The following is a 26,931-nucleotide window of genomic DNA, read 5'->3' on the forward strand; positions in this document are numbered from 1 at the left end:
GGAGCATCGTCCGTCTGGGTCTGGGGCCGGTTTTTTTGCGCCGACTGCGCCTGATCCACGCCGCCACCATGGTAATGACCAGTTGGCATTTGGCGAGATTAGTCTGCTTATTCCAGGATTGTCGTTAGATCTTGTGTCAAGGCATGCAGGTTGTTGGAAATGGATTGCAAATTTTGAAACTGGATGGATAGGGCGCGCATCGCCTTGTCTGCATCGTCCACCTCCTGACGTGCGGCTTGCCCTGTTCCCTCAATGGATTTTGCGTGCTGATCGACGGTCTCCATATTCTCCTGAATATTAAGGGTTGCATCTTGCACCTTTTTCGCCAGGTTGCGCACTTCGTCGGCCACCACGGCAAAGCCGCGGCCATGTTCGCCGGCGCGGGCGGCCTCAATGGCGGCGTTCAGGGCTAACAGGTTGGTCTGGTAAGAGATCTCCCGTATGCTACGAACGATCCCGCCAATGGTCTGGGCCTGTCGTTCCAAGTCTTGTACGGCCTTCTGATTGTCATCCATCCCTGTCACTACGCCCCGTAGGGCATGCTCCATGGTTGCTACCCGCTCCTTGGAAGTGTCGATGGCTGCGCTGATCCTTTCAACGACCTGGGTCAGTTCCTGTGCGGCGTGTTGCCCCATCTTGCGCGCCGTGACATCCCGCCAACTGGCATGAAAGGCAAATACAACGCCGTTCTCATCATGGACAGCGGTAAAGTTGAGGGCGAAGGTCACCGTTCCGATGGTCATTTCCGTACGGTGTTCCTTTTCTTTCCCCGTTGCGAGGTCGCGCAGGATGGCGCGGATCCGTTCCGGGTCTTTGTGAAACTGATGGATGGAATATCCATAAGCCTTGCGCACGTCGGCACCGCGTAATTGCGGATTGATTTCGCCATGAACGCGATCCATGATTTTTCGCGCGGCCGGGTTCATATAGAAGATGACGTTTTCCATTTTCTCATCCGCCTCGGCGAGCATTTCCAGCGTGTCGAGTGGATCAAGAAGCTCTTGAATATAATGCAGAACTATTTTTTCCATGATCTTTCTCCTTTTTTTTGCTTCTGCCAATTTAACAGTGGTTGGTATACGATATTTTTACAGATCGAGGTTCGCAATATTTCCGATACAAATATTTTTCCAGCGCCGGTTTTCCCCGTATTGGCGGCCTTGGTGATGGAAGCGACGACTTCGCAGAGTCGTTCGCTGGCTACCATCAGTTCGATCTTCGCTTTTGGTAGCAGGTCGATGGGTTGCCCAGCGTCCGGGTAGAGCGTCGTATGGCCCTTCTGGCGGCCAAATCCATGCGCCTCGGTTACCGTTAGATCGGCAATGTCCAAGGCCAACAACGCCTCACACACGTCATCAACCCTGGGTGGTTGGATCATGGCGAAAATTAGGTGCATCACTCTGGGCTCCCGGCGATTATTGGGTATGAAACCCGGCGCTGCCCCGTCATGGCCAGCAGTTCGGCCAGCAGCAAGCGGTTTTCCGCCTCCAGCAAGTTTCCTTGACGCATGGCCCCTTCTGCATCCCCGGCATCCAGGAGGGACTTAGCCGCGCGGGCGAACCGATGAATCCGTTCGTGGCGGGCGAGGAGGCCCGCGAAATCCGGTGACTGGCCAAAGAGGAGCACGCCTTCCCCCCGCAGCCACCGCCCCAGATGGCAATACTCCTCGGCATCCTCTTCCAGGACGTGGGCGGGGAATGGATTTTCCCGGCGCAGGGCGCGGAGGAAATTCTGCACACGCAGGATGTGCCCCTCCAGGATCGGCGGCAGGATGTCCATGGGGGTCAAGGCATCCTCCAGCCGGGCACCGGGGCGGAAACGGGCGATCCAGGCGGGGATATCCTCGGCCGGGAGTGGCTTGGAGAAGAGATACCCTTGCAGGTGGCTGCAGCCCATCTTGGCCAGCAAGGCGGCGTGCTCTGCCGTTTCCACGCCCTCGGCAATCACTTCCAGGCCCAGCATGCGGCTGGCGGTGATCACCGCGGCGACGATGGCGAGATCCTTGGGATCATCGATCATGTCGCGCACGAAACCCCGGTCGATCTTGATGGCGTCGGCGGGAAGCTGCTGAAGGTAGGTCAGGGAGGCGTTGCCGGTACCGAAGTCGTCGAGGGCGATGCGCACCCCCAGACGATGGCAGGCGCCCAGGATGGCCTGCGCCCCCGGCATATCGCGCAAGGGCGCCGACTCGGTGATCTCGATCTTGAGATGGTCCGGAGGGAAACCCGGGCGCTTGGCCAACGCATCCCGCAGATCCTCCAGGAAGCGGGCGTCGAGCAGGTGGCGCGTGCTGATATTCACCGATACACGCAGCGGCAGGCCATCCCCTTGCCAGATCGCCCCTTGCTGCAGCGCGGCGTCCAGGACGAAGCGCCCGATGGGGCGTGCGAGGCGGGGATGGTCCAGGGCGGAGAAGAAGGCCGCGGGCGTCAGCAGGCCCTTCTCCGGGTGCTGCAGGCGGATGAGGGCTTCCACGCCCACCACGCCATCGGCGCTGGCGACGATCGGCTGGTAGTGCAGGACCAGGCGGTCTTTGTGCAACGCCTGCTCCAGCAGGACGCGCATCTCCGCCTCGGCCTGTACGGCCTCATCCAGGGCCAGGGTATGCAGATGAAACTGGTCCCGGCCCGCGTCCTTGGCGGCATAGAGCGCCATATCGGCGTGCTGAATCAGGGTGCTGACATCGCTGTCGTCCAGTGGGTAGAGGGTGACGCCGAGGCTGCCGGAAATCCCGACCGCTTCGCCATGGATGTCCAGCGGTTCGCGGGTGGCGGCGAGCAAGCGCTCGCAAATGACTTCGAGATCGTCGATGCGCTCCAGGCCTGGCAGCAGCAGACCAAACTCATCGCCGCCTATGCGCGCCAGGGTATCCCCTGCCCGCAACTGCGCCTGCAGCCGTTGCACCACGGTTTGCAGCAACTGGTCTCCGACGCCATGGCCCAGGCGGTCATTCACCTGCTTGAATCCATCCAGGTCGAGGAGCGCCACCCCCAGCAGCCGCTCTTGCCGCAGCGCCTGGTGTCGGGCGGTTGCCAGACGATCCAGGAAGAGGGTGCGGTTGGGCAGGCCGGTGAGGGGATCGCGCAGGGCCTGGTTGCGCAGCAGGAGCACCAGTTTCCCAAGATGCGCAAAGGCATCGAAGTACGCCGATCCCACCCGATGGAAATACCCCTTTTCGCGCACGCCGATCAGGCCCACGCCATGCAGATCCTCTGCCCCGAAAGGAAAGAAGCCGATTTCCTCGATGCGGTTGCGCAAGGCCTGGATCCATTCCGGCGCCTGCGGATCATCCACCGACTGAATGACGGCCTGCCCGCTTTCCAAGGCATGCCAGCAGGGATCTCCATTGATTTTCGGGATCTGCAGCGCCGGCAATGGGAGCCCGGCCAGGCATTCCAGGATTAATATCTCCCCCATGGCGCTGCTCACCACGTAACCGGCCAGGCGCACGTTGGCGCTCTTGCGCGGCAAGGCCTCGCAGATCTGCTGCAGCAACCCCTCCGGGCGCGGGGACTCGTCGCCGCGGGGGGCGGCAAGCACGCCCAGCAGGACATCGAACAAGGCCAGCCTCTCGGCGTCGGTCTCGCGGGAGGCGCGGGCGTAGCCGTCGAGCTGGACCATGAGGTCGCCGATCAGCAGGCGGAACAAGGCGTCCCGCAGCACATCCCGGTCGCTCGCGGGAACCTGCTCCTGAAGCACTTTTTGCCAATGGCGCCAGTAGAGGATATAGGCGCCGGCGACCCAGGAGGGCTCGATGCCGAGATGGTGGTGCAGGGCACCGACTCTGTGCATGGATTCCCGCCAGGATCGATCCAGGCGACTGGCCAGCAGCCCGCTGATGTGTTCCGCCTGTTTCTGGATCAGGGCATCTAGCCGGGCAGGCGAAAAGTCCCGGAAGACGGCGGCGGTGACGGGGTGCGCGAGCAGGTAGTCGTAGAAAGCATGGGCAAGGGCCGGCGTTTCCGCCTCCAGGAGATCCCGGTAGCGATCGATGAGCTGAAAGTCCGGATCCTGCAGCCCAAGAAAATTGGGGAGGGTGCTGACTTTGGGCATGGTTTAGTGTCCTGTCCCGGTAATACGCGAACAAAGTCGATGCAGCTTTTCGAGGATCGAGTCGGCCGTGGCCGTCCACTTGAACGGCCGACAGTTCGTGTTGTAGGCGGCGACGAAGTGGTCGATGCGCTGCACGAGTTGCTTGACGCTGGTGAACGACCCACGGCGGATGGCCTTGTCGGTGATCAGGCCGAAAAATCGTTCGACTTGATTGAGCCAGGAGCTGTACGTCGGGATGAAGTGCATGGTCCAGCGCGGATGTGCAGCCAGCCAGGCCTTGACCTTCGGGTGGTTGTGCGTGGCGTAGTTGTCCGCGATGCAGTAGATTTCGAGCGCGGCCGGTACAGCTCGCTCGATCTCCCGCAAGAAGGACAGGTACTCCTGATGACGATGCCGCGGTTTGCAACTGGCCAGCACCGCGCCGTTGAGCACGTTCAACGCGGCGAACAACGTGGTTGTGCCGTGACGCTTGTAGTCGTGGGTGACGCCCTCGACGTAGCCGAAGCCCATGGGCAGCATGGGCTGTGTTCGCTCCAGGGCTTGGCACTGGCTCTTCTCGTCCACGCAGATGACCAGCGCGTTGTCGGGCGGGCTCAGGTACAGGCCAACGACGTCGCGCAGCTTCTCGATGAAGAACGGGTCGTTGGACAGCTTGAAGCCTTCGGTGCGATGGGGTTGCAAGCCGAAGAGCTGGAAGTAGCGCGCCACGCTGCTCTTGGAGATGCCAGTCTCGGCGGCCACCGAGCGCACGCTCCAGTGCGTCGAGCCGTCGACCGGCTTGGTATGCAGGGTGGTCTTGATCAACAGCGCCACGCGTTCGTCGTCGATGGTTCGCGGCTTGCCCGGGCGCATGTCGTCGTACAGGCCGGCAATGCGGCGATCGACAAAGCGCGATCGCCACTTGCCGACCGTGGCCATGCTCAGCTTGAGCCGCTTGGCGATGTCCTTGCTTTGTTCACCGGTCGCACTGTCGAGAATGATGCGCGCACGCAGGTTCAGCGCCGCCGGCAGCGAGCGGCTGCGAGCGAAGGATTGGAGCTGCGAACGCTCCGCGTCCGTCAGCAAAAGTTCGGCCTTCGGCCTGCCTGTTTTCATCGCGGTATCTCGGGTTCAAAGATACCGCACTGGCACGCAAGATTAATGCCAGTTATTTACGGGACAGGACTATTAGCAGGCCATTGAAAAACTACTGCGGTGGGCCATCTGCGGCGTTGCACGGTGCGCGCTGCCTCGCCTATCTATTTGATATGTCTCGGTCGCTGCGCGCCGTGCGCCTTGCATCTGGCCATCCTCGCGACGTTTTTCAACGGCCTGTTAGCAGGCCGTTGAAAATCCACCGACCAACAGGCCGATCAAACCGAAGAGGCCAGAGCGTGCGTCGCTGCTGTCGCGGCGCTCAGCCGCGACAAGCGACTCTTTGCTGTCGTGGTACTCATAGGTGCCATCCGCAGCGCGGCGGCCGAAGCGTGTCCCCATCAGTAGCCCACTTCTTTCTGGTGCCGCACCGCCAGGATCGTGACGGCATCTATGTCGATGCGGTAGCGGGCCACGTAGCCGCTATCGCCGAGGTCAATGATCCACTCCCGGAACTCGTCAGGCATGTCCTCAATGGGACGGCCGACGCCGGGCTGCTGTCCCAGCACCTTGACGCCTTGGCGAATGGCCTTCACCGCCCGCTTGGCGGCGTCGAGATTCTTGGGTGCGAGGAAACGATAGAGGCGCTGCACATCGAGCAGCGCCGGTTGTGACCAGATCAGACGTGACATGCCGGAGGTTCGATGTCATTGCCCTGTTCGAGCTGGGCAAGCCAAGCATCGGCCTCATCGGCGGTCACATGCAGTCCGGTGGTGCGGTACTCTTCCCAGGCCTTGAGGGTGTCCTGGCGGAAGGCCTCGCGCTTTTCCTCGCGATCAACGTACTGGGTGATCGCTTCGCGCATCAGCCAGTGCGACGTGCGATGACGTGCGTCAGCCAGGCGCTTCACGCGAGCCTTGGTGTCCTCGTCAATCTTGATCGACACAGGGCGAACGGCAGCAGCAGTCATGGCAGCCCCCATCAAAGTATCTCAAGGTATTACCTTACCATACTTCATTATGGCCGCGTCACTTGCTGTGGGCTTAACGTATCTACGCAGTACGCTAATACGTATTTACGTCATCTCCTGTCGGTGCGCCGTTCCGCAATTCCTACGCAAACCTTGTCATCTCTGACTCGATCTGCTGCTTGCTTCCTGCTTCACCGAGGCCGGTTTCACCGCGCTCTTGCGAGCACGGCCAGAGCCTTCCTCTCCACAGGCTGACGCCGTGGAACTCACGGCCATATTATTCAGGTTGATCGCAGCATTCACGTCGCGATCATGCATGACGCCGCACGCCGGGCACGTCCACTCGCGCACCGACAGCGGCAAGGTTTCGAGCTTGTGGCCGCATGCCGAGCACGTCTTGCTGCTCGGATGCCAACGGTCGGCCACGATGACGACGCCGCCGCGCATGGCCGCCTTGTATTCCAACTGCCGCCGGAATTCAAAGAATCCCATATCGGCAATGGAGCGAGCCAGGTGCCGGTTTTTCGCCATGCCGCGCACGTTCAGGTCCTCCACGCCGATGGTGTGGAAACGGCGCGTGAGGTCGGTCGTGAGCTTGTGCAGCGCATCCTTGCGGATGTTGGCGATACGGGCGTGCAGCCGGGCCAGCTTCGCCTTGGCCTTGGCGCGGTTGGCCGAGCCTTTTTGCTTGCGGCTCAGGCTGCGCGAGAGCCGCTGCAATCGCCCCATCAGCGCCTTGTGGGGCTTGGGGCCGGGGATGGGTGGCTCTCCCGTCGAGAGCGTTGCGAGCGTGGACACGCCCAGATCGACACCGACCGCGCCTTGGTTTTCGGCTTTGGGCAGGTGTGAACAGTCGGGCGTGTCCACGGTGATGCTGACAAACCAGCGGTCGGCCACACGAGAGATCGTGGCAGACATGATTTTGCCTGTAAAGCGCAACGACTCGCGCATGCGCACCCAGCCCAGATGGGGGATGCGAATGCGGCAGCCGTCGAGGGTGAATTGGTCGTTGGTGAGCGTGAAGCGGTCGTCGCGCCCTCGTCTGCGCGGTTGCGGGTAGCGGGCGCGACCGGCGAAGAAGTTTTTGAACGCCTCGCCCTGAGCTTCGCTATCGCCGCGCGGGCCTCTTCCAGGCTGGGCAGCACGCCGCCGGGACTGCCTGCCGGCGCAGTCAGCAAGCCTTCGTCGTAGCGTTGCAGCCATAGGAAGGTTTGGGTGTAGCGGGCGATCACATTCACCAGGCCGCGGCCCTCATTGGCGGTTAGCGCCTCGCCGGCGGCAGCCTTCTTCACCAGTTGCAGCGCGGCTTCGAGTTCGGCGGCGTTCTTCTCGAAACGCTCACGGTCGAGCGAGTGCCCTTGGTGAGATGCTCGCGCAGCACCCGCGTGGCCCATTGGCGAAAGCGGGTGGCGCGAGTGGAGCCGAACCCGCACGGGCAGTTCGGCATTCTCGTGCTGGCGGCCGATCAGTTGATGCGATTGCGACACTGAGTCGCTCCGGTGCGTGTGAGCTGCTTTGAACCCGATGTGGCTGTGCCGCAGGGCAAGATGTCTTCGGAAAACGGCCAAACCATGAAAAACACGAATCCGTGACCTCGCGCAGCCCCCTGCGCAGGTCAAAACGGGCCAATGCATCCACGGGAGCTGCGTCAACGCAACACGTCAGGGGGTTTTGCAAGAGGCTCAATATTGCGAAAGTAAACCAATCGGTGTATAAGCACCGTCACACAATCCACTTTTATGGAGCATCAAAAGCATGAATACAACGCGCTGGAATATCGCCGTGTCGCCGGAGGTGGATCAGGCCGTGCGCATGTTTCTTGCTGCGCAGGGCGGCGGGCGCAAGGGAGACTTGTCGCGTTTCATTGAGGAGGCCGTACGCGCCTACCTGCTGGAACGCGCGGTCGATCAAGCCAAGGCCGCCGCGGCTGGCATGAGTGAGGTGGAACTGACCGACCTCATTGACGAAGCGGTGCAATGGGCGCGTGAGCACTGATGCGCGTCATTCTGGACACCAATGTGCTGCTCGGCGCATTGATTTCGCCGCACGGACCGCCTGACGCCATCTATCGTGCTTGGCACGCGGGGCGCTTTGATCTGGTGACATCCACGGCGCAGCTCGATGAACTGCGCCGCGTGAGTCGCTACCCGAAGCTCAAGGCCATTTTGCCCGCGCACCGCATCGGCGCAATGGTCAACAACATCCAGCGTGCCATCGTGCTGGAGCACCTACCGCCTCTGCCCGAGGGCGTGGATGCCAGCGATCCGAACGACGCCTTCCTGCTCGCGATGGCATGGGCCGGTGAAGTGGATTACCTGGTGACGGGCGATCGCCGCGCCGGGCTACTGCAACGCGGCCGCATCGGTCGCTCACGCATCGTGACCCCCTCCGTGTTCTGTGCCGAGGGGCTGTAATTCTTAGAAACGGCCGGTTGTGAGCGGGCGACGAGATCTCGGGCGAGCAGTCCCTCGATAACTTTGGCACGAGCACCACCGTGCAGAGTGGTTGGCAGCGGTTCGATGTTGCCATCCGGGCGGCCGGCGGCGGCTTTGAGGATGGCGGTCTGGGTGGCGGTCAGTTTGACGTTCATGATCATCTCCGGTGGTTGGTGGGCATCGTCACTCGCCCCCGCCGAAGATCGCCAGCAGATCGTCCAGCCGGGCCTCCACCCGCCCGATGTCGACCTCGTGCCCCCAATGAATGCTATCGTGGTTGTGACCGAAGTGGTCGTCGGCGAGTTGCTGCAACCGTTCCAGCTTGGCGCGGATGGCGGCGGTGCGGGCGAGGTAGGCATCGAGGGCGGCTTGCTGGGTGTTCATCGTGGGCTCCGTGTGGTGATTGACGACATCGCCATGAACGCGTTGTTCGATCATGAAGCCAAGCTGATTTCGATAATCGTTCTGCTCCGATAGCCTGTCGTCTCTTTGGGTATTACAATTAACATCTCAGTAATACAAAAGGAGTCATGCCATGTCGACGACACTCACCAGCAAGGGTCAGGTCACCATCCCCAAGCAGATTCGCGATGCGCTGGATCTGGTACCCGGCTGCTCGGTAGATTTTGCGGTCAATCGCGAAGGCGATGTCGTCATTCACAAGGTGGGCGCCAAGCCCAGCCGCAAGCCGGATCGCTTCGAGGCGGCCCGTGGCAAGGCCGACGTAAAGTGGCGCACTGATGACTTGATGGCCCTGCTGCGCGACGGAGCTTGAGGTTACGTTGATGCTGCTGGTCGATACCAATGTGCTGGTCGACGTTCTGGAAGACGATCCGGAATGGTCGGACTGGTCTATAGGCCAGCTACGGGCGCAATCCAAGATTCATCGCCTGGCCATCAACCCAGTCATCTATTCGGAACTATCGCTGACGTTCTCGACGGTCGAAGCCCTGGATCGCACCATCGATGACCTGGGGCTGACGATGATCGAGATTCCCCGGCCCGCGTTGTTCCTGGCCGGCAAGGCCTTCGTGCGTTACCGCCGGCAGGGAGGAAAGAAAAACAACGTGCTTGCCGACTTCTTCATCGGCGCGCATGCCGCCGTGGCGGGCTACACTGTGCTTACACGGGATACGCAGCGTTACTCCACGTATTTCTCCGGGGTCAGTCTGGTGAGCCCGGCATCCGGGACGGGCAAACAATGAATTCAAAAATAACAGGGGGAACACGTTGTCAGCCATCCACGATCTGATCGGCCAAATCAGCGACCCGCGTTTGCGCGAGCGGCTGGCGGCTGAATGCCTGATCGCATTCGGGCCCACGCCCTGATCTGTTTCATGGCTCTGGTGCTGTACCGCGTGCTGCGCATGCAGCTCAAGGCTTCGGGCAGCCCCTATTGCCTGGAGCGCGCCCTCGAGATCGTTCGCCACATCCAGCTCCACCAGGTTCGCATCGCCGGCCAGGGCGCCGCCAGCGGCCTGACCGACTTGAGCCCCGAGCAACTCACCCTGTTGGACCAACTTCAACTCGACGCCCCCACCAAAGAGCCCTTCGACATCGCCCCGTAGTGCCAATTTCAAGCGCCTGAACAGAGGCGAATCAATCACTTACGCAAAAATATGTCGAACTCGGGCGACCGGCATCGGGGTACTTGCGCTCCAGCGCAAAAGGCAAATAGACATCGCCGAACCCCGCCCGCAAATCCGCCTCATGCAAGGCCTTCACTTGCGCCAGATGTGAACCGCCCCGGATTTTGAGGAGGCTCCAACCTTCGAGAGAATGGAGCCATGAACAAGTCGAACAAGTTTTCTGAACTGTTGGTGCTCTCGGCCCAACAAGTGGCTGGCTCCAAACACCCCGGGCGCCATGTCGGCGATGTACGCTGGCACGGCACACAGGCTGGGCAGGTGAGCGTGGGCAAGGCCAAGCTCAAGGTTCAACGCCCACGCCTGCGCAATAGCGAGGGGGAGGTCGGTATTCCTGCCTACCAGGCACTGGCTGCCGATGAGCGGCTGTCACAACGGGTGGCCGACATCCTGACGTGCGGCATCAGCACGCGCAAGTACGCTCGGGCGGTGCACCGCTGCCACGACGAGCTGGGCATCTCCAAGAGCGCCGTCAGCCGCCAGCACATCAAGCAGGCGGCCCGTGCCTTGGCCGCCTTGCGTGAGCGCCGCTATGAGGAGCTGGACATCGTGGCCGTGTTCCTGGACGGCTTGATGGTGGGCAAGCAGCACATCCTGGTCGCCCTGGGACTGGACGTCACAGGGCACAAACACTTGTTGGGGCTGGTGGCGGGCTCCAGCGAGAACGCCCGGGTGGCCAAAGACCTGCTGGTGCAGCTGCGTGACCAAGGGCTGGATCTGGATGTGTCTCGCCTGTGGGTGATTGATGGATCCAAGGCCCTGGCCAGTGCCATCAACAGCCTGTGTGGCCAGGCGGCCAAGGTGCAGCGCTGCCAGATCCACAAGATCAGGAACGTCACCGAGCGTTTGCCCAAAGACATGCGCGAGCAGGTGGCCTGGCGCATGAAAGCAGCGTTTGGCTTGCAGCGTGTCAACGGCATTGGGCGCCTGAAGGCACTGGCCCAGGAACTCAAGGCTCAGCACCCCGATGCGGCGGCCAGCGTGCTCGAAGGCCTGGAGCAGATGTTCACGGCTGCCACTCTGGGCGTACAAGGGGCTCTGGCACGCAGCCTGAGCAACACCAACATCATCGAGTCGCCCAACTCGGTGGTGCGCCGCCACAGCCAGCGGGTGACGAACGATCAGAATGCCGACATGGCGCTGCGCTGCACGGTGATGGGCTTCCTGGAGAGCGAGCGAGGCATGCGCCGCATCAAGGGCTTTGCACAGCTTCCTGAACTCGTCCGGGCGCTGCGACCGCAGCCAGATCAACGTCTGGCAGCATAATGCTCCCCGTCCACCAGCTCAAACCTGCAACTGAGTTCGGGACATCGCCGTGCCGATCTACTTCATCGGCGTGGGCGAATTGCTCGAGGACCTGCAGACCTTCGATGCGCGCGCCTTCGCCCGCGCCCTGGTGGGCTGAGGCATCGTTCCGCACCGTGCCTGCGTTGAACCCATGGCCATGACGACGACAGCCACCGACAAGGGCCAGGCGTTGCCCCCAATGGCCCGCTGGGTGCCGAGCTGCCTGGCTGGACGCCACCCCCGCGCCCGCGCGAGGGGTGCTGGCCGGGACGCGCGTGCGCCTGGAGTCGCTGGACGCCGCGCGCCATACTCCAGCGCTGCACGCGGCCTTCGCCGCGGATGCGCAAGGCGCCACGTGGACCTATCTGCCCTACGGGCCGTTCGCCGACGCGCAGGCCTACGCGGATTGGCGCTGGGCTATGCCGGCGTGGCCGACCCCATGCTGTTCGCCATCGTCGAAAACATCACGGGCCAGCCCGCGGGCGTGGCCGCCTACCTGCGCATCGATCCGCGCAACGGCTGCATCGAAATCGGCCATCTGGCCTTCGCGCCAAGCCTGCAACGCACGCCGGCGGCGACCGAGGCGATCTTTCTCATGATCGACCATGCCTTCGCGCTGGGCTATCGGCGCGTGGAATGGAAGCGCAACTCGCTCAACGCCGCGTCGCGCCGGGCCGCGCAGCGCCTGGAGTTCAGCTTCGAGGGCGTGTTCCGGCAGGCGGCCGTGGTGAAGGGGCGCAACCGCGATACCGCGTGGTACGCCATTCTGGACACCGAATGGCCCGCCTTGCGCACCGCGCATGTGCACTGGCTGTCGGCCGGCAACTTCGACGCGCATGGTAGGCAGCGCAGCGCGCTTGCCGATCTGACGCGTCCGCTGCTTGCGGCGCGGGGTTAGGGCCTGTTCACGCGATGTCTGCACTCGCGCCTGGGGTTTGGCGCGATCGCGTGGTGCGATGTGTGACAAGGTCCGACAGGCCATCCTTGTTTTGGTGCGTTTGTGCACCAGAACGGAGTGCGCGACTCCTGGGTTCGAGCTTGATCGCCCCGCGGCCCAGGCGTGAAGCACGCAAGTGGGTGATCGACCTCGCGAACCTGGCGGGTGGCATGCTTTCTGCTTGATGTTGGCCAGGAGGCGTGCCGGGAGCACGCACTGAGGCAAGCTAGGGTTCCGGTCGCCATGCCACGTCGCGATGTCTGGTCCGAGAGCATGCCGGCTCTGCAGATGCAGGGCTCCACGGAGGGATAAAAGCCCGGGAGGTTGCCAGTCGCACGCCTCCGCTTGTATTCCACATACTCACCCTGGAGCCCATCATGTCTGTGTTGCGAAACCTGTTGCGCAGAGTTGTCCCCCTCGCCGGCCTGCTCACCCTGGCCCTACATCCGATTCCATCTTTTGCCCAGGTCACGCTGGGCCTGTCGGACTGGCCAGGCTGGGTCGCCTGGTACGTGGCCGAGAAGGAGGGTTACTTCAAGAAATATGGTGCCGATGTCAAGCTGGTCTGGTTTCCCGACTACATGACGTCGGTGAACGCCCTGGCCGCCGGCCAGATCGACGCCAACTGCCAGGCGCTGATCGACACGCTGGCCTCGGTGGAGAAAAAGGTACCGGCCAAGGTCATCCTCGTGACCGACAACTCCGCCGGCAACGACGCGCTGATGGTGAGCAATGCCATCAAGACCTTTCCCGAGCTCAAGGGCAAGAGCGTGGGCGTGGAAATCGGCTCAATCGAACATTACCTCGCCGTCACCGCGCTGAAGACGCATGGCATGACGGACAAGGACGTGACCTTCGTCAACATGTCCACGGGCGACGCCGCCGCCGCGTTGATCGCCGGCAAGATTCCGGCCGCCGGCGTGTGGAACCCCTGGATCCAGCGTATCGAGAACGCCAGGGCCGGCCATCCCCTGTTCACCAGCAAGTCCGCGCCGGGCCTGATTCCCGACGTGGTGTACGCCCGCGATTCGGCCCTGGCCGCGCACCGCAAGGACTTCGTGGCGATGACCAGGGCCTGGTTCGACGCCGTCAAATTCATCGAGAAGAACCCGCAAAAGGCGGCCGAGATCATGGCGCCCCACGTCGGCCTCAAGCCCCAGGAATACGCCCTGAGCCTGGCCGGTACGCGGCTGTTTGGCGCCAAGCTGAACATGGAGGCCATGCACAAGAGCAGCGCTCCGGTCTCGCTGTACAAGAGCACGGCCGATTCCGGCGCCTTCCTGATCAGCCAGAAGGCCATCACTGCCACACCCGACCCGGCCACCTTCATCGACGCCTCCATCGTGAGCGAGGCGATGAAGCCATGAGCGCATCGCACGGCCGCCCGAAGATGGGTGATCCCTCCCCCTTGGGGGGGGTGCGCATCGCGCCGAGGGGGAAACCATGAGCGCTGCACCCCTGGATTCCGCCGATGGCCTCGCGCTTGGCATGCACAAACCGGCGTCCGGGGGCGCGCGCTGGCGCGAGCGCATGCGCATTCGCGCCGCCATTCCGAACTGGGTCTATGTCCTGCTCTCGGTGTTCGGCTTCCTGCTGCCGTTGCTCGTGTGGCAGTTGGTGGCCGCCAGCGGCTGGGTGGGTGCGCTGTTCCTGCCCTCGCCCGGGGCCGTGGTGCACAGCTTCGTCGACTGGACGTACAACGGCCTGTCGGACGACACCCTCATCAGCATCTACCGCGTGGTGATGGGCTTTGTCATCGCCGCCGTCATCGGCGTGCCGCTGGGCATCTACATCGGTGCCTACAAGTGGTTCGAGGCGCTGCTGCAGCCCATCAACGACTTCGTGCGCTACATGCCGGCCTCGGCCTTCATTCCGCTGGTGCTGCTGTGGGTGGGCATCGGCGAGGGGTCGAAGATCGCCATCATCTTCATCGGCGTGATCTTCCAGATCATCGTCATGGTGGCCGACGCGGTGCGGCGGGTTCCCGAGAACTACCTCGAGGTGGCCTACACCATGGGCGCCACGCAGGGGGAGGTGCTGGGCCTGGTGATCTGGCGCAGCGTGCTGCCCGAACTGCTGGACATCCTGCGCATCAACATGGGCTGGGCCTGGACCTATCTGGTGGTGGCCGAGATGGTGGCGGCCAACAGCGGTCTTGGCTTCCAGATCCTGCAGAGCCAGCGTTTTCTCAACACGCCCAAGATCTTCGTGGGAATTTTCGTCATCGGGCTCATCGGTCTGCTGTTCGATCTGGCGTTCCGCTGGATCTACCGCGTGGTGTTCCCTTGGAAGCGAGCCTGAGGAGGCCTGAACCATGGCGCAATCGGAAGTGCAGTTCGACGCAGTCAGCAAGAGTTTCGCGCGGCGCAACGAGTCGCCCCTGCTGGTGCTGGACCGTGTGTCACTGCATGTCGCGCCGGGCGAGTTCCTGGTGCTGGTGGGGGCCTCGGGCTGCGGCAAGTCCACCCTGCTGCGCATTCTCGCCGGGCTCGAAAGCTACGACGACGGCCGTCTGATCCTGGATGGCCAACCGGTGCACGGCCCGGGCGCGGACCGCGCGATGGTGTTCCAGCATTACAGCCTCTACCCGTGGCTGACGGTGAAGGACAACATCCGTTTCAGCCGCCAGCTCAAGGTGGTGCGCGACAACCTCACTAGCAACGACGTGGAAGTGGCCTCGGGCCGCTCCGACGCCTTGCTCCAGCTCATGGGCCTGGCGCACGCCGCTGACTATTACCCCAACCAGCTTTCCGGCGGCATGCAGCAGCGGGTGGCCATTGCCCGCGCGCTGATGAACCGTCCCAAGCTGCTGCTGATGGACGAACCGTTCGGCGCACTCGATGCGCAGACGCGCGAGGTGATGCACGACCTCATCCGCCACGTGCATCAACTGGAGGGCACGACCATCGTGTTCGTGACGCACGACGTGGAAGAGGCCTTGTACCTCGGCGACCGCGTGGTGGTGATGGCGCCCAAGCCCGGGCGCATCGACAGCGTGGTCGACCTGCCCTTCGGCCGCCGGCGCGACCAGGATCTGAAGATCACGCCGGAGTTCCTCGCCATCAAGCGCCAGATCCTGCAGCGCATCCGCGAGACCTCGGGGATGAAGACCGACCTCGAACAACTGGAACAGCTCAGCAAGCATCTCGAGTCCGCGACCGGGAGCACAGTCATGAACACCGCACAAGGAGATATCGCATGACGCAGAGCGTCAATCCCGTCCCGCCGGACACCCTGCTGTGGGAGGAAGTCCTTCCGGGCGGCTGCCATTGGTCCGGGCTGATGCGGCGCGGCACCGCGCTGCGGCTCACCGACACCGGCGGGCGCGCCAACCTCGCGGCTCTGTTCTATCGCGCCGATGAAAAGCTCGAGCGCTACAACATGCCCGACACCCTCAAGGCGCAGCACACCGCCATGCTCACGCGCGGCCATGCGCTGTACTCCGACATGGGCCGGGTGATGTGCTCCATCACTGCCGACACCAGCGGCTGGCACGATCCGCTCGGTGGGCTGTCCACCGATGCCGACATCCTGGCCCGCTACGGCGCGGCCAGCTACCAGAGCCACCGCAACGCCATGTACCGCAGCGGCGAGGACGGCATGCTGATCGAACTCGGCAAGTACGGCCTGGGGCGCCGGGATCTGGTACCCAACGTCAACTTCTTCAGCAAGGTCACGGCCGACGCCGACGGGCGGCTGTACTTCGATACCGCCCACGGCCGCGCCGGCGCGTGGCTGGACCTGCGTTTCGATATGGACGTGCTAGCCGTGTTTTCCGCCGCGCCGCATCCCATGGACGCCCGACCCAGCTACGCGCCCAGCGACGTCGTGCTCACCGCCTGGCGCTGCGGAGCTGCCGATGCCGGCGACTTCTGCCGCAACGCCTGCGCCGAAAACCAGCGCGGCTTCTACCGTTCCGACCTGCTGGTTCGCTGAACCCGATCCACTGACACCGATCCGCCATGTCTTCCTTCAATCTCGTCGAAAGTCCGCTCGACCCTGGCACCGCCGTGTACGACCACGTGCTTCCCGCAGGCGAGGGCTGGCTGCACCCCATCCAGGCCGGCCAAACCTTGCGCATCGTGGACCTGGAAGGCAACCAGGCCGTCGACACCCTGTTCTACAACGCGCACGACTTCACCGAGCGCTACAGCGCCACCGAAACCCTCAAGCAGCAGGGCGCCATCTACCTCACCGCCGGCAGCAAGCTGATGTCCAGCCATGGCCGCGAGATGCTGACCATCACCGCCGATACCTGCGGCCGCCACGACACCCTGGGTGGTGCCTGCTCGGCCGAGAGCAACGCCGTGCGCTACGCGCTGGACAAGCAGCCCATGCACTCCTGCCGTGACACCTTCCTCAAGTGCCTGTGGCAGTACGACGGCGGGCTCTCAAGGGCACGCCGGTCCGCGCCAAGTGTCCTTGACCCCCTTGGGGGGCAGGCCGGGCTGGGCCCGGCCCGGGGGGCGCTCACCAAGCGCGACATCACCTGCAACATCAACTTCTTCATGAATGTGCCGGTCACGCCAGCGGGCGGGTTGGAGTTCGCCGACGGCGTATCGGCACCCGGCAAGTACGTGGAGATGCGCGCCGCAATGGACGTGCTGTGCCTCATCTCGAACTGCCCGCAGCTCAACAACCCTTGCAATGCCTACAACCCCACGCCCGTGCGCCTGCTGATCTGGAACTGACGAAGGCGCTTCCAACCGCCCACCGGGACGGCCCGGTCGGGACAACCCAGATCCTGCGGGACGACCCGCCGCATCCCTAGGATGAAACAACTCCCAAGCTCATTCGACGCATTGCCCCCAGGGATTCCAGCGCCTTTCGGGCGGACGGGTGGGCACTACATGTTCGACACCGTCCTCATCGCCAACCGCGGCGCCATCGCCTGCCGCATCATCCGCACCCTCAAGCGCATGGGCGTTCGCGCCGTGGCCGTGTACTCCGAGGCCGACCGCGACAGCGTCCACGTGCGCATGGCCGATGCCGCCGTGTGCATCGGCCCGGCCCCGGCGGCACAGAGCTATCTGCGCGCCGACGCCATTCTGGACGCGGCGCGGCAGACCGGCGCCCAGGCCATCCATCCGGGCTATGGTTTTTTGTCGGAGAACCCGGATTTCGCCGAGGCCTGCGAGGCCGCCGGCATCGCCTTCATCGGCCCTACGCCGGCGCAGATGCGCGCCTTCGGCCTCAAGCACACCGCACGTGAACTGGCGCAGCAAAACGGCGTGCCGCTGCTGCCGGGCAGCGGGCTGCTGGCGGACGCTGGCCATGCGCTGGACGAGGCGCGGCGCATCGGTTTTCCTGTGATGCTCAAGAGCACGGCCGGCGGCGGCGGCATCGGCATGCAGCTGATCTGGAGCGAAGACCAGCTGCAGGAGGCCTACGCCCGGGTCGAGCGTCTGGCGCGCGCCAACTTCAAGGAAGCCGGCATCTATCTGGAAAAGTATGTGCAGGCGGCGCGGCATATCGAGGTGCAGGTATTCGGCGACGGCGCCGGGCATGTGGTGCACCTTGGCGAGCGCGATTGCTCGGTGCAGCGTCGCAACCAGAAGGTGATCGAGGAAACCCCGGCGCCCCATCTGCCCGACGCGGTGCGCCTGGCCCTGTACGACACCGCGCTGCAACTCATGCGCAGCGTGAGCTACCGCAACGCCGGGACCGTGGAGTACGTGCTTGACGCCGACACCGGCGCGTTCTACTTCCTCGAGGTCAACACCCGCCTGCAGGTCGAGCACGGCGTGAGCGAGGAGGTCAGCGGTGTGGACCTGGTGGAGTGGATGGTGCGCCAGGCCGCGGGCGAGTCGCCCAGCGCCGGCTATGTGCACGCGCCGCGCGGCCACAGTATCCAGGTTCGCCTGTACGCCGAAGACCCGGCGAAGAACTTCCAGCCCGCCACCGGCCTGCTCACCGAGGTGGCGTTCCCGCCGGATGTGCGCGTGGAAACCTGGGTTGAGACCGGTTCCGAGGTCAGCGCGTTTTACGACCCCATGCTGGCCAAGCTCATCGTGCATGGCAGCGACCGCGCCGATGCGCTGGCACGCATGCAAGCCGCGCTGGCGAGCACGCGGCTCTACGGCTTCGAGACCAATCTGGGCTATCTGCGGCAGATCGTGGCCGACGCCACCTTCGTGCAGGGGCGCCAGACCACGCGCTACCTCACCGGCCTGGCCTACTTCGCGCGCACCGTGGACGTGCTGGAGCCCGGCGTGCAGACCAGTCTGCAGGACTGGCCCGGCCGCCTGGGTTACTGGGACGTGGGCGTGCCGCCATCGGGGCCGATGGACGCGCTGGCGCACCGCGCCGCCAATCGCCTGCTGCACAACCCGGCCGATGCCGTGACGCTGGAGATCACCTTGGCCGGGCCGACGCTGCGCTTCAACGCCGACACCGTCATTGCCCTCACAGGGGCGGAGTTGGACGCCATGCTCGACGGCGAGCCCCTGGCGGCCTGGCGCAGCCATGCGGTGCGTACCGGGCAGGTGCTCAAGCTGGGCGGCGTGCGCGGTGGCGGTTGTCGTGCCTATCTTGCCGTGGCAGGAGGCTTCGACGCGCCGCTGTACCTCGGCAGTCGCGCCACCTTCACGCTAGGGCAGTTCGGCGGCCATGCCGGGCGCACCCTGCGCGCCGGCGACGTGCTGCACATGGGTCTCAATCCGCAGGCGACGGCAGGCGTGGAGGTGACCGCGCTTGCACGGCCCGTTTATGCCGCGCATTGGGAAATTGCCGTGCGCTACGGCCCGCATGGCGCGCCGGATTTTTTCACCGACGACGACGTGGCCATGCTTTTCGCCACGGACTGGGAGGTGCACTACAACTCCAACCGCACCGGCGTGCGCCTCATCGGCCCCAAACCGCAATGGGCGCGCAGCGATGGCGGCGAGGCCGGCCTGCATCCCTCCAACATCCACGACAACGCCTACGCCGTGGGCAGCATCAATTTCACCGGCGATATGCCCATCCTGCTCGGCCCCGACGGCCCCAGCCTGGGCGGCTTCGTCTGCCCAGGCGTGATCGTCGCCGCCGACCTGTGGAAGATGGGCCAGCTGCGCCCCGGCAACACGGTGCGCTTCGTGCCCGTGAGCCTGGACGAGGCCGCCCGGCTGGAAGCCGCGCAGGACGCCGCGCTGCAAAGCCTGCACATGCCCGACGGTCCACCGCTCGACCCGCCGCTGGCGGCCGCGCCGGCGCTGGAGTCGCCCGTGGTCGCGCAGCGCGGCGCGCAGGACGGGCATCCGGTGGGCGTGGCCTACCGTGTGGCTGGGGATAAAAATCTGCTGGTCGAATACGGCCCGCTGGTGCTCGACCTCGAACTGCGCTTTCGCGTGCATGCGCTGATGCAGTGGATTGCCGCGTCCGGCCTGCCGGGCATCGTCGACCTCACGCCGGGCATCCGCTCGCTGCAAATTCATTACGACAACCGCCGGCTGCCGCTGCGTACACTGCTCGACGCGCTGCGCCAGGCCGAGGACGCGCTGCCGCCCGCCGAGGCCATGGAGCTGCCCACGCGCATCGTGCACCTGCCGCTGAGCTGGGACGATCCAGCCACGCGCCTGGCCATCGAGAAGTACATGGCCGGCGTGCGCAAGGACGCGCCGTGGTGCCCCAGCAATATCGAGTTCATCCGTCGCATCAACGGGCTGGAGTCCGTGGATGACGTGCTGCGCATCGTGTTCGAGGCCAGCTACCTCGTGCTGGGCCTGGGCGACGTGTACCTGGGCGCGCCGGTGGCCACGCCGCTGGACCCGCGCCACCGCCTGGTCACCACCAAGTACAACCCGGCACGCACATGGACGCCGGAGAACGCGGTGGGCATTGGCGGCGCGTATCTGTGCGTCTACGGCATGGAAGGGCCGGGCGGTTACCAGTTAGTCGGCCGCACGCTGCAGATGTGGAACCGCTGGCGCCAGACGGCGGTGTTCACCGATGGCAAGCCCTGGCTGCTGCGCTTTTTCGACCAGATCCGCTTCTTCCCGGTGAGCACCGAGGAGCTGGCCACCATCCGCGCCGACTTTCTGCATGGGCGCTACCAGCTCGACATCCGTGAGGACCGCTTCAGCCTCGCCGATTACCGCCGCTTCCTCGACGACAACGCCACCAGCATCGCCGGCTTTCGCGCCAGCCAGCGCCAGGCCTTCGCCGAGGAGCGCGAACGCTGGGAACAGAGCGGCCAGGCCGACTGGGCCAACGACGCCAATGTGGCCGAGGCAGCCAGCGACAGCGAGCTCGATCTCGCGCCGGGAAGCCGTCTGGTGGCCAGCCACGTTGCCGGCAGCGTCTGGAGGGTGCTCGTCGAGCCGTCGCAGACCGTGAAGGCTGGCGACGTGCTGTGCATCCTCGAGTCCATGAAGATGGAGATCAACGTGGCTGCGCCGGCCGACGGCGTGGTGGCGCGACTGCTGTGCCACGAAGGCGGTGCGGTGAGCGCCGGCCAGAATTTATTGGTGTTGACGGAGACCTGAATGTCCACGAGCCTGACCATTCCCGCCCTGCTGGACGCCTACCGCGACGGCACCCTGACCCCCACGGCACTGGTGGAGGAACTGCTGGCGCGCAATGCGCGCTACCCAGACCACGCCATCTGGATCACCCCGCCCGAGCGCGAGCGCCTGCTGGCGCGTGCCCGCGAGTTGGAGGCGCGCGGCATGGAGGGGATGCCGTTGTTCGGCGTGCCGTTCGCGATCAAGGACAACATCGATCTGGCTGGCGTGCCCACCACCTGCGCCTGTCCCTCCTATGCCTACACCCCGACGCAATCGGCCACCGTGGTGCAGAAGCTGCTCGACGCCGGGGCCATCGCCATGGGCAAGACCAATCTCGACCAATTCGCCACCGGGCTCAACGGCACGCGGTCGCCGTTTGGTGCCTGCCGCAATGCCTTCAATCCCGACTACATCTCCGGCGGCTCCAGCGCCGGCTCCGCGGTGTCCGTGGCGCTGGGCCTCGCCAGCTTCTCCCTTGGTACCGACACGGCGGGCTCCGGACGCGTGCCAGCCGCGTTCAACAACCTCGTCGGTCTCAAGCCCACCTGCGGCCTGCTGTCCACGCACGGGGTGGTGCCCGCTTGCCGCTCGCTGGATGTGGTGTCCATCTTCGCGCTGGCGGCCAGCGACGCGCAGCAGGTGTTCGGCGTGGCGCTGGGCGAGGATGCGGCCGACCCGTATTCGCGTGCCGCCCAGCCCCATGGCTTCGACTTCGGCGCCGCGCCGCGCTTTTGCTTCGGCGTGCCCGCGCGCAAGGACCTGCAGTTCTTCGGCGACGCCGAAGCCGCAGGCTTGTTCGATGCGGCCGTGGCGCGGCTGCAATCCTTGGGTGGCGAAGCGGTGGAGCTGGACTTCACGCCCTTCTTCGACACCGCGCGTCTGCTCTACGGCGGCCCCTGGGTGGCCGAACGCTACCAGGCCATCCGAGCCTTCGTTGACGCCCAGCCCGAGGCCCTGTTTCCGGTGACGCGCGAAATCATCCTCGGAGGCGCCAAACCGCTGGCCGCCGATGCTTTCGCCGCACAGTACCGGCTGCGCGAACTCAAGCGCATTTGCGACCTGATCTGGAAGGACGTGGACTGCGTGATCACGCCGACGGCGGGCACCATCTACACCCGCGCCGAAATGCTGGCCGAGCCCATCGCGCGCAACACCGACCTTGGCCTGTACACCAACTTCATGAACCTGCTGGACTACGCCGCCATCGCCGTGCCCGCCGGTTTCCGTAGCGACGGCCTGCCGTTCGGCGTCACGCTGTTCGCGCCGGCGCACCAGGACGTGCCGCTGCTGCATCTCGCGGCACGCTGGCAGCGTAGCGTCGACAGACCTTGCGGCGCGGTTGAAACCACACCGGCAGCGGAGTCCAAGGCTGTGCCTTCCGCTGTGCCCAGCGGCCAGGTTCGCGTCGCGGTGGTGGGCGCCCATCTCAGCGGCTTACCACTGAACGGACAACTCACTTCACGCGGTGGTCGCCTAGTGGCCAAAACGCGTACCGTGCCCGACTACAAACTTTATGCGCTGCCCGACGGCAAGCGCCCAGGCCTGGTCCGCGTGGCCAGCGGCGGCGCGGCCATTGCCTGTGAAGTGTGGGAACTGCCTGTCAGCACCTTCGGCAGTTTCGTTGCCGGTATCCCCGCGCCGCTGGGCATCGGCAGTCTGCAACTCGAGGACGGCAGCACGGTGAGCGGTTTCATCTGCGAAGGCATCGGCATCGAAGGGGCCCGCGACATCACCGCATTCGGCGGCTGGCGGACATATCTCACGGCGGCTGAACGCACGGCTTGAGGTAAGCACCGCATGTCCATGATCCACCGCTTCACTGCAAGGCTTTGAAGCTCAATAGTTTTTCGGGAAACTTCCCACGTAGGCATACACCGGATGGTTGATCACGCCGGCTGGGGCTACGCGTTGCAGATTGACACGGGCGTCGGCGCGCGGGCCGTTGAAGTCATAGGTGAATGACTTGCCTTGGCTCTGGAACTCGACGCTTTGGCCCCACTTCACGTTCAGGTCTTTGGTGCTCGGTGAGATCTGTACGACGCGGTTGGCCGTGGAATCGGGCACTGTGTTGCCAAGCAGCGAGGTTGGCGCGGAGGCCTGGGCGCTCACGGCTGTTGCAAGGGCGGCAATGGCGATAAGGGCTGATAATTTTTTCATGGTGATCTCCCAGGTTCAAGGCAATGCCGGCCCGAAGGCTCGGTGTCGCCGGATCATAAGGAAGCCTGTTGCAACGGCACAAGAGGGCGGCGTTGCGCTGCGCAAGCCCTGCCAAGGCCCCTCTAGAGGTGCGCGGCACAAGGCGTTTGGCAAGGCTGCGGTTTTGGACAAGAGATTGTGCGCCGCAGCGCAAGCCCTGCAAGGAGCGTCTGCCTAGTGTAGTGTCGCGATCTTGATGGAATTTATATCAATCCCGCTTCTCCAATGGGCGATACGTGCAGAGTGGAGAAGTGAATGCGAGTGGCCCCCGAGATCGTGCTGACCAACGAAGAGCATGCCGAATTGTCGAAGCTGGTGCGCTCCAAGCTGTCGAGCGTGAGGCTTGCACAGCGTGCCCGCATCGTGCTGCTGGCCGCGGAGGGGATGCAGAACAAGGCCATCGCCCAGCAGTTAGGCGTGGGCCGTGTGCAAGTTGCACGCTGGCGTAAGCGGTACGCCGAGTCGCGACTTGCCGGCATCGAGCGGGATCTGCCGCGCGGCGCGCCACCGGCCAAGGTGGATGTGTCGCGGTTGGTAGAACTGACCACCCAGACCAAACCCGAAGCCGCCACGCACTGGAGCACGCGCACGATGGCAGCAGAGCTTGGCGCCAAATAGCCGGGTGGGTATGGCGGCTTGAGCGCTCACGGCGGTGGCGAGGCCGGCAATGGCGAGAAGGGCTGAGAATTTGTTCATGATCAACTCCAGGAAAGTGGGGCCAAGCCCCGGTTGCTGAACGCCGCGGTATCCAAAGCATCGCGGACGACTGCAGTGTTCGCCTGGTGACTTAAATCTAACTTAGGGGAGTATTACGCCGCATGCTGTCAGGGGTATGCAAACGGCGGCTTTGCTGACTGTTGCAAAACGCGCTACGTCTCCTTGGTTTTGTGGGTGGTCGCGGCGCATCGCTCGCCAGCGCGGGACCGGGCGCTAACCGGAGACAGCCGGACAGGAGGGCTTGAGTCGCGCCCCTTCTAACCAGGGCAGGGTGGAGTGGATGATTTGCCCTTGCCCATGCGCAATGTCACCAAACGAGATTTCAAAATCGGCCAGCTGGCGTAGCTCCTCGTCGTGCGCGGAGCCGTTTTGTACCCGGGTCCAGGCGGCACGAACCTCCTCCGCGCGCATGGCACGCGGACGTACGCGCATGAAACACGACCCCGAGGCCAGCCATAGGACGGGTGCGCGTTCGTCCGGAACGTGGACCATGGCCTGTGTGCCGCTGCCTTGCGGCTCACGCTCCCAGCGTTCGGCGTAATCGGCCTCGATGCCGACTTCGTCGATGGCGTCGCAGGCCGGCGAGAAGGCCATGCTGCCGAGATCGCGCCGGCCCGTGGGGCGGTAGTCCAACTGGCGAAGCCATTCGCAGGTGTCGCCCTGCACCTGGGTGATGCCGGCGAAACCTTCCTGGCGCAGCAGGCCGAGCAACTCGTCGCGGCTGCAATCGTGCAGGGATGTGCGTCCCTTGCATGGCGGCCGATCGGCGGGAATGCGCAGGTCGGCGTGCCACTGCGCGGTCTGCAGCCACAACACGAGGGTGGTGTCGTCGCGCAGGCCCGGCGCGGTCAGCAGGGTGCGGCGCCACAGGCCCTGGTAGTGCGGGGGGACGGTGTCGGACATCAGTCGTGGAATTCGGGAAAGTGGCGCAGGCTTTTCCAGAACGCCAGATCGTGGTTGGGCCACAGCATGGCCTGCTCGCGCGTGGCCAGGGCCTTGAGCTTGCGGATGCTGGCGATGGCCTGGTCCTCGCGGTCCTGCCAGCAGATGCCAGGGGCGATTTCGTCGCGCAGGTTTTCCTCCAGGTCGGCGGCGTCGCCGCAGAGGATCACGGGGGCGCCGCGCGGCAGTTCGACCCACAGCGACATATGGCCCGCGGTGTGCCCGGGGCTGGAGATCGCGCGCACGCCGGGCAACAGGTCGTATTCGCCGCGCATCAGCTTCCAGCGATGGCTGCCGGCGAAGTCGTCCGGGAAGTAGGCGGGGTCCAGGCCGCTGCGCGCGGCGGCCATTTCGTCGTGCTGCACATGCACCTCGGCGCCGCACACCTCGCACAGGCCGCCGGCGTGGTCGAAGTGCAGGTGGCCGAGGAAGACCACATCGATGTCCGCCGGGCTCAGGCCGAGCCGCGCCAGATGGCTGGGCAGGCGCTGGTCCTCGCGCATGTCGGGGGCGCCGAAGGCGAAGGTCTGCGGGGCGTAGTAGCGCTCGCGCAGCCGCGGGTCGGCGATCTTGCCGTAATCGCATCCCACGTCGTAGAGGATGCGCCCCTGCGCGGTCTCGATCAGATAGGCGAGGATGGGGGCTTCGATGATCTCGCCCTGGCCGCGGTTGCGGGTGGAGATGGACTTGTCGTAGCGGTGCGTGGCGGTGAGCAGCGGCCACATGCGCAAAACCTGGGTCATGGGGATTCCTGGGGCAGGGTGTCGATGGCCCCGGCGAGCTCCGCGCTGGTATGCACGCTGCCGAAGATGCCGCCTTCCACTGTCACCATGTCCAGCGCGGCCTGGTGCAAGGCGGGGAAAGCCGAGGCGCAGGCGTCGCTGGCGAGGCGGCAGCGGTAGCCGAGGTCCGTCGCGGCGCGCAACGTCGAGTGCACGCAAACCTCGGTGGTCACGCCGCACAGCACCAGTTCGTGGATTCCCTGCGCGGCGAGGATCTGCTGCAGATCGGTCTGGTGGAAGGCGCTGTAACCGGGTTTGTCCACCACGGGTTCGTTGGCCCGGGGGGCGAGTTCATCGACGATGCCGTGGCCATGTTCGTCGCGCACCAACAGCCGGCCCAGCGGGCCAGGCGTGCCGATGGGGGCGCCGGCGCGCGCGGTGCGCTGCAGCTTGGCGGTAGGGCAGTCGGAAAGGTCGGCGCGGTGGCCTTCGCGGGTGTGGATGACGAGCAGACCCCGGCGCCGCGCGGCGTGCAGCAGGCGCTGCGCGCCAGGGATGGCCGCGCGCAGTAGGGCAGTGTTCAGCCCGGCGTGTGCGGCATAGCCGCGCGGGTCGAGAAAGTCGCGCTGCATGTCGATGATCAGCAGCGCGGTGTCGCGGCCAAGCGGCATGGGGGCGAGGGCGTCCATCTCAGTCGGCGAACTCGTCGCGGATGGCGGCGACCAGGCGTTCGGTCAGTTCCTGCGACATGGTCGCGCCCTTGGCCGCGTCGGCGCCGCGCGCGGACGACAGTACGCCCGACGGCGGCACCCATTGCGGGCGCGGCGGATAGGTGTCGTAGGGCGGAAACTGCGCGGGTCCGTCGTCCGGCAGTAGGTCCATGCGCACCAGTTCGGGGTGGTGGTGCAGCATCAGCGAGGTTTCGATGACGGCGGCGTGCTCCAGCGCGAATCCGGGGAAGCCGTCGGGGAACACGCGCGCCAGGGTCTGCTCGGTGAGGAAGTCCCAGTATTCCAGGCGCATGACCCGCAGCGGGCAGGCTGGGCCGAGTTCGCGCAGCGCCAGATCGATGCCTTCGGTGACGAACCACTGGTTCTCGTAATGCCCGACCACCACCACCAGCTTGCGCACGCCGTGGCGGGCCAGTTCGCGGATGACGTCGCGGGTGATCTGGATCAGGCTGGACGCATCCAGGCTGGTGGTGCCGGGGAAGTGCTGGCCGCCGCCGCATTTGGGCTGCGACTTGTAGCCATAGCTCAGCGCGGGCGCGACGATGCCGTCGATGCGCGCGGCGACACCGGCCGACACCGCGGTGGCGAGCAGCGCGTCGGTGCCTAGCGGCAGGTGCGGGCCGTGTTGTTCGAGCGCGCCGCAGGGCAGGAACACCACCGGGCTGTCTTCGGCGATGCGGTCGCGGTAGGCGATCCAGCTCATGCGGTCCATCATCACGGGGTTCATGCCATCGT

Annotated in this window: 27 protein-coding genes, 2 pseudogenes and 1 riboswitch; of the genes and pseudogenes, 16 read left to right on the forward strand and 13 right to left on the reverse strand. The window is 64.8% G+C overall.

Translation table 11 applies throughout. The features are described 5' to 3' along the window. Positions 1-107 precede the first annotated feature (107 nt). The 7 genes from ACZ47F_RS09170 to ACZ47F_RS09200 all read right to left on the reverse strand — a co-directional run bounded on the left by ACZ47F_RS09170 (position 108) and on the right by ACZ47F_RS09200 (position 7,300). Entirely contained in the window at positions 108-1,031 is a 924-nt protein-coding gene (locus tag ACZ47F_RS09170) for a methyl-accepting chemotaxis protein (protein ID WP_464924418.1), read from the reverse strand. After that, positions 1,019-1,396 carry a P-II family nitrogen regulator gene (locus ACZ47F_RS09175; protein WP_464924419.1) on the reverse strand — a complete coding sequence of 126 codons (378 nt, stop codon included), beginning with the start codon at positions 1,394-1,396 and terminating at the stop codon, positions 1,019-1,021. The genes ACZ47F_RS09170 and ACZ47F_RS09175 overlap by 13 nt, the downstream gene beginning before the upstream one ends. After that, positions 1,396-4,053 (reverse strand): EAL domain-containing protein, encoded by a 2,658-nt coding sequence (locus ACZ47F_RS09180; RefSeq protein ID WP_464924420.1) that lies wholly within the window; start codon positions 4,051-4,053, stop codon positions 1,396-1,398. The genes ACZ47F_RS09175 and ACZ47F_RS09180 overlap by 1 nt, the downstream gene beginning before the upstream one ends. 3 nt (positions 4,054-4,056) lie before the next feature. Continuing rightward, positions 4,057-5,148, reverse strand: coding sequence for an IS630 family transposase (locus tag ACZ47F_RS09185; RefSeq protein ID WP_464924421.1), 1,092 nt, complete (start codon positions 5,146-5,148; stop codon positions 4,057-4,059). A gap of 380 nt (positions 5,149-5,528) precedes the next feature. After that, positions 5,529-5,819: a type II toxin-antitoxin system RelE/ParE family toxin gene (locus ACZ47F_RS09190; RefSeq protein WP_464924422.1), complete on the reverse strand. Its 291-nt coding sequence runs from the start codon at positions 5,817-5,819 to the stop codon at positions 5,529-5,531. Beyond that, a complete protein-coding gene (locus ACZ47F_RS09195; protein ID WP_464924423.1) occupies positions 5,807-6,097 on the reverse strand; it encodes a CopG family ribbon-helix-helix protein in 291 nt (96 codons plus the stop codon). The genes ACZ47F_RS09190 and ACZ47F_RS09195 overlap by 13 nt, the downstream gene beginning before the upstream one ends. A 156-nt stretch (positions 6,098-6,253) precedes the next feature. Next, positions 6,254-7,300 (reverse strand): RNA-guided endonuclease InsQ/TnpB family protein, encoded by a 1,047-nt coding sequence (locus ACZ47F_RS09200; protein ID WP_464924424.1) that lies wholly within the window; start codon positions 7,298-7,300, stop codon positions 6,254-6,256. 552 nt (positions 7,301-7,852) lie between these two features. On the opposite strand from ACZ47F_RS09200, the gene ACZ47F_RS09205 reads away from it, so the two are divergent. Together ACZ47F_RS09205 and ACZ47F_RS09210 are read left to right on the forward strand one after the other, a co-directional pair. Further along, the gene (locus ACZ47F_RS09205) at positions 7,853-8,092 is read left to right on the forward strand and encodes a ribbon-helix-helix domain-containing protein (RefSeq protein ID WP_464924425.1); all 240 of its coding nucleotides are present in this window, start codon (positions 7,853-7,855) and stop codon (positions 8,090-8,092) included. Then, positions 8,092-8,511 (forward strand): putative toxin-antitoxin system toxin component, PIN family, encoded by a 420-nt coding sequence (locus ACZ47F_RS09210; protein WP_464924426.1) that lies wholly within the window; start codon positions 8,092-8,094, stop codon positions 8,509-8,511. The genes ACZ47F_RS09205 and ACZ47F_RS09210 overlap by 1 nt, the downstream gene beginning before the upstream one ends. Positions 8,512-8,715: 204 nt before the next feature. On the opposite strand, the gene ACZ47F_RS09215 is transcribed toward ACZ47F_RS09210, so the two are convergent. Next, a complete protein-coding gene (locus tag ACZ47F_RS09215; RefSeq protein WP_464924427.1) occupies positions 8,716-8,916 on the reverse strand; it encodes a hypothetical protein in 201 nt (66 codons plus the stop codon). Between the two features lie 151 nt (positions 8,917-9,067). Between ACZ47F_RS09215 and ACZ47F_RS09220 the strand changes: the two genes are divergently transcribed. The 13 genes and pseudogenes from ACZ47F_RS09220 to atzF all read left to right on the forward strand — a co-directional run bounded on the left by ACZ47F_RS09220 (position 9,068) and on the right by atzF (position 22,673). Next, positions 9,068-9,307 carry an AbrB/MazE/SpoVT family DNA-binding domain-containing protein gene (locus ACZ47F_RS09220; protein WP_464924428.1) on the forward strand — a complete coding sequence of 80 codons (240 nt, stop codon included), beginning with the start codon at positions 9,068-9,070 and terminating at the stop codon, positions 9,305-9,307. A 10-nt stretch (positions 9,308-9,317) separates the two neighbouring features. Continuing rightward, entirely contained in the window at positions 9,318-9,737 is a 420-nt protein-coding gene (locus tag ACZ47F_RS09225; RefSeq protein ID WP_464924429.1) for a type II toxin-antitoxin system VapC family toxin, read from the forward strand. A gap of 93 nt (positions 9,738-9,830) precedes the next feature. Next, positions 9,831-10,100: pseudogene (locus ACZ47F_RS09230) on the forward strand (IS1634-like element ISCARN23 family transposase); the annotation flags it as partial. Positions 10,101-10,319: 219 nt separating this feature from the next. After that, positions 10,320-11,444: an IS256 family transposase gene (locus ACZ47F_RS09235; RefSeq protein WP_464924430.1), complete on the forward strand. Its 1,125-nt coding sequence runs from the start codon at positions 10,320-10,322 to the stop codon at positions 11,442-11,444. A gap of 49 nt (positions 11,445-11,493) precedes the next feature. Beyond that, a pseudogene (locus tag ACZ47F_RS09240) lies at positions 11,494-11,583 on the forward strand (hypothetical protein); the annotation flags it as partial. Positions 11,584-11,820: 237 nt separating this feature from the next. Then, complete coding sequence (locus ACZ47F_RS09245) at positions 11,821-12,363, forward strand: GNAT family N-acetyltransferase (protein WP_464924431.1); 543 nt, start codon at positions 11,821-11,823, stop codon at positions 12,361-12,363. Positions 12,364-12,617: 254 nt separating this feature from the next. Then, positions 12,618-12,727, forward strand: a riboswitch (guanidine-I (ykkC/yxkD leader). A 52-nt stretch (positions 12,728-12,779) separates the two neighbouring features. Further along, positions 12,780-13,769 carry an ABC transporter substrate-binding protein gene (locus ACZ47F_RS09250; RefSeq protein WP_464924432.1) on the forward strand — a complete coding sequence of 330 codons (990 nt, stop codon included), beginning with the start codon at positions 12,780-12,782 and terminating at the stop codon, positions 13,767-13,769. A gap of 76 nt (positions 13,770-13,845) precedes the next feature. Further along, positions 13,846-14,703 carry an ABC transporter permease gene (locus ACZ47F_RS09255; RefSeq protein ID WP_464924433.1) on the forward strand — a complete coding sequence of 286 codons (858 nt, stop codon included), beginning with the start codon at positions 13,846-13,848 and terminating at the stop codon, positions 14,701-14,703. A 13-nt stretch (positions 14,704-14,716) separates the two neighbouring features. Further along, positions 14,717-15,604 (forward strand): ABC transporter ATP-binding protein, encoded by an 888-nt coding sequence (locus ACZ47F_RS09260; protein WP_464924434.1) that lies wholly within the window; start codon positions 14,717-14,719, stop codon positions 15,602-15,604. Then, positions 15,601-16,338: an urea amidolyase associated protein UAAP1 gene (locus ACZ47F_RS09265; RefSeq protein ID WP_464924435.1), complete on the forward strand. Its 738-nt coding sequence runs from the start codon at positions 15,601-15,603 to the stop codon at positions 16,336-16,338. Before ACZ47F_RS09260 ends, ACZ47F_RS09265 begins: the two co-directional genes overlap by 4 nt. 26 nt (positions 16,339-16,364) lie before the next feature. Next, positions 16,365-17,093: an urea carboxylase-associated family protein gene (locus ACZ47F_RS09270; protein ID WP_464924436.1), complete on the forward strand. Its 729-nt coding sequence runs from the start codon at positions 16,365-16,367 to the stop codon at positions 17,091-17,093. Positions 17,094-17,252: 159 nt separating this feature from the next. Beyond that, positions 17,253-20,867: an urea carboxylase gene (uca, locus tag ACZ47F_RS09275; protein WP_464924437.1), complete on the forward strand. Its 3,615-nt coding sequence runs from the start codon at positions 17,253-17,255 to the stop codon at positions 20,865-20,867. Next, positions 20,868-22,673: an allophanate hydrolase gene (gene atzF / locus ACZ47F_RS09280; RefSeq protein ID WP_464924438.1), complete on the forward strand. Its 1,806-nt coding sequence runs from the start codon at positions 20,868-20,870 to the stop codon at positions 22,671-22,673. Positions 22,674-22,724: 51 nt separating this feature from the next. Here atzF and ACZ47F_RS09285 read toward each other — a convergent pair whose 3' ends face one another. Further along, positions 22,725-23,045, reverse strand: a complete 321-nt coding sequence (locus ACZ47F_RS09285; RefSeq protein WP_464924439.1) for a CzcE family metal-binding protein — start codon at positions 23,043-23,045, stop codon at positions 22,725-22,727. Between the two features lie 294 nt (positions 23,046-23,339). On the opposite strand from ACZ47F_RS09285, the gene ACZ47F_RS09290 reads away from it, so the two are divergent. Next, positions 23,340-23,702, forward strand: a complete 363-nt coding sequence (locus ACZ47F_RS09290) for a helix-turn-helix domain-containing protein (RefSeq protein WP_464924440.1) — start codon at positions 23,340-23,342, stop codon at positions 23,700-23,702. A 312-nt stretch (positions 23,703-24,014) separates the two neighbouring features. Here ACZ47F_RS09290 and ACZ47F_RS09295 read toward each other — a convergent pair whose 3' ends face one another. From ACZ47F_RS09295 to ACZ47F_RS09310, 4 genes are read right to left on the reverse strand one after another with little or no spacing between them, the layout of a single operon-like run. After that, on the reverse strand, positions 24,015-24,704 hold the full coding sequence (locus ACZ47F_RS09295) for a hypothetical protein (RefSeq protein WP_464924441.1): 690 nt from the start codon (positions 24,702-24,704) through the stop codon (positions 24,015-24,017). Continuing rightward, on the reverse strand, positions 24,704-25,486 hold the full coding sequence (locus ACZ47F_RS09300; protein ID WP_464924442.1) for an N-acyl homoserine lactonase family protein: 783 nt from the start codon (positions 25,484-25,486) through the stop codon (positions 24,704-24,706). Before ACZ47F_RS09300 ends, ACZ47F_RS09295 begins: the two co-directional genes overlap by 1 nt. Then, on the reverse strand, positions 25,483-26,154 hold the full coding sequence (locus tag ACZ47F_RS09305) for a cysteine hydrolase family protein (RefSeq protein ID WP_464924443.1): 672 nt from the start codon (positions 26,152-26,154) through the stop codon (positions 25,483-25,485). The genes ACZ47F_RS09300 and ACZ47F_RS09305 overlap by 4 nt, the downstream gene beginning before the upstream one ends. Position 26,155: 1 nt before the next feature. After that, entirely contained in the window at positions 26,156-26,923 is a 768-nt protein-coding gene (locus ACZ47F_RS09310) for a creatininase (RefSeq protein WP_464924444.1), read from the reverse strand. Positions 26,924-26,931: the final 8 nt, after the last annotated feature.

The sequence above is a fragment of the Thiomonas islandica genome (genome assembly GCF_055383445.1).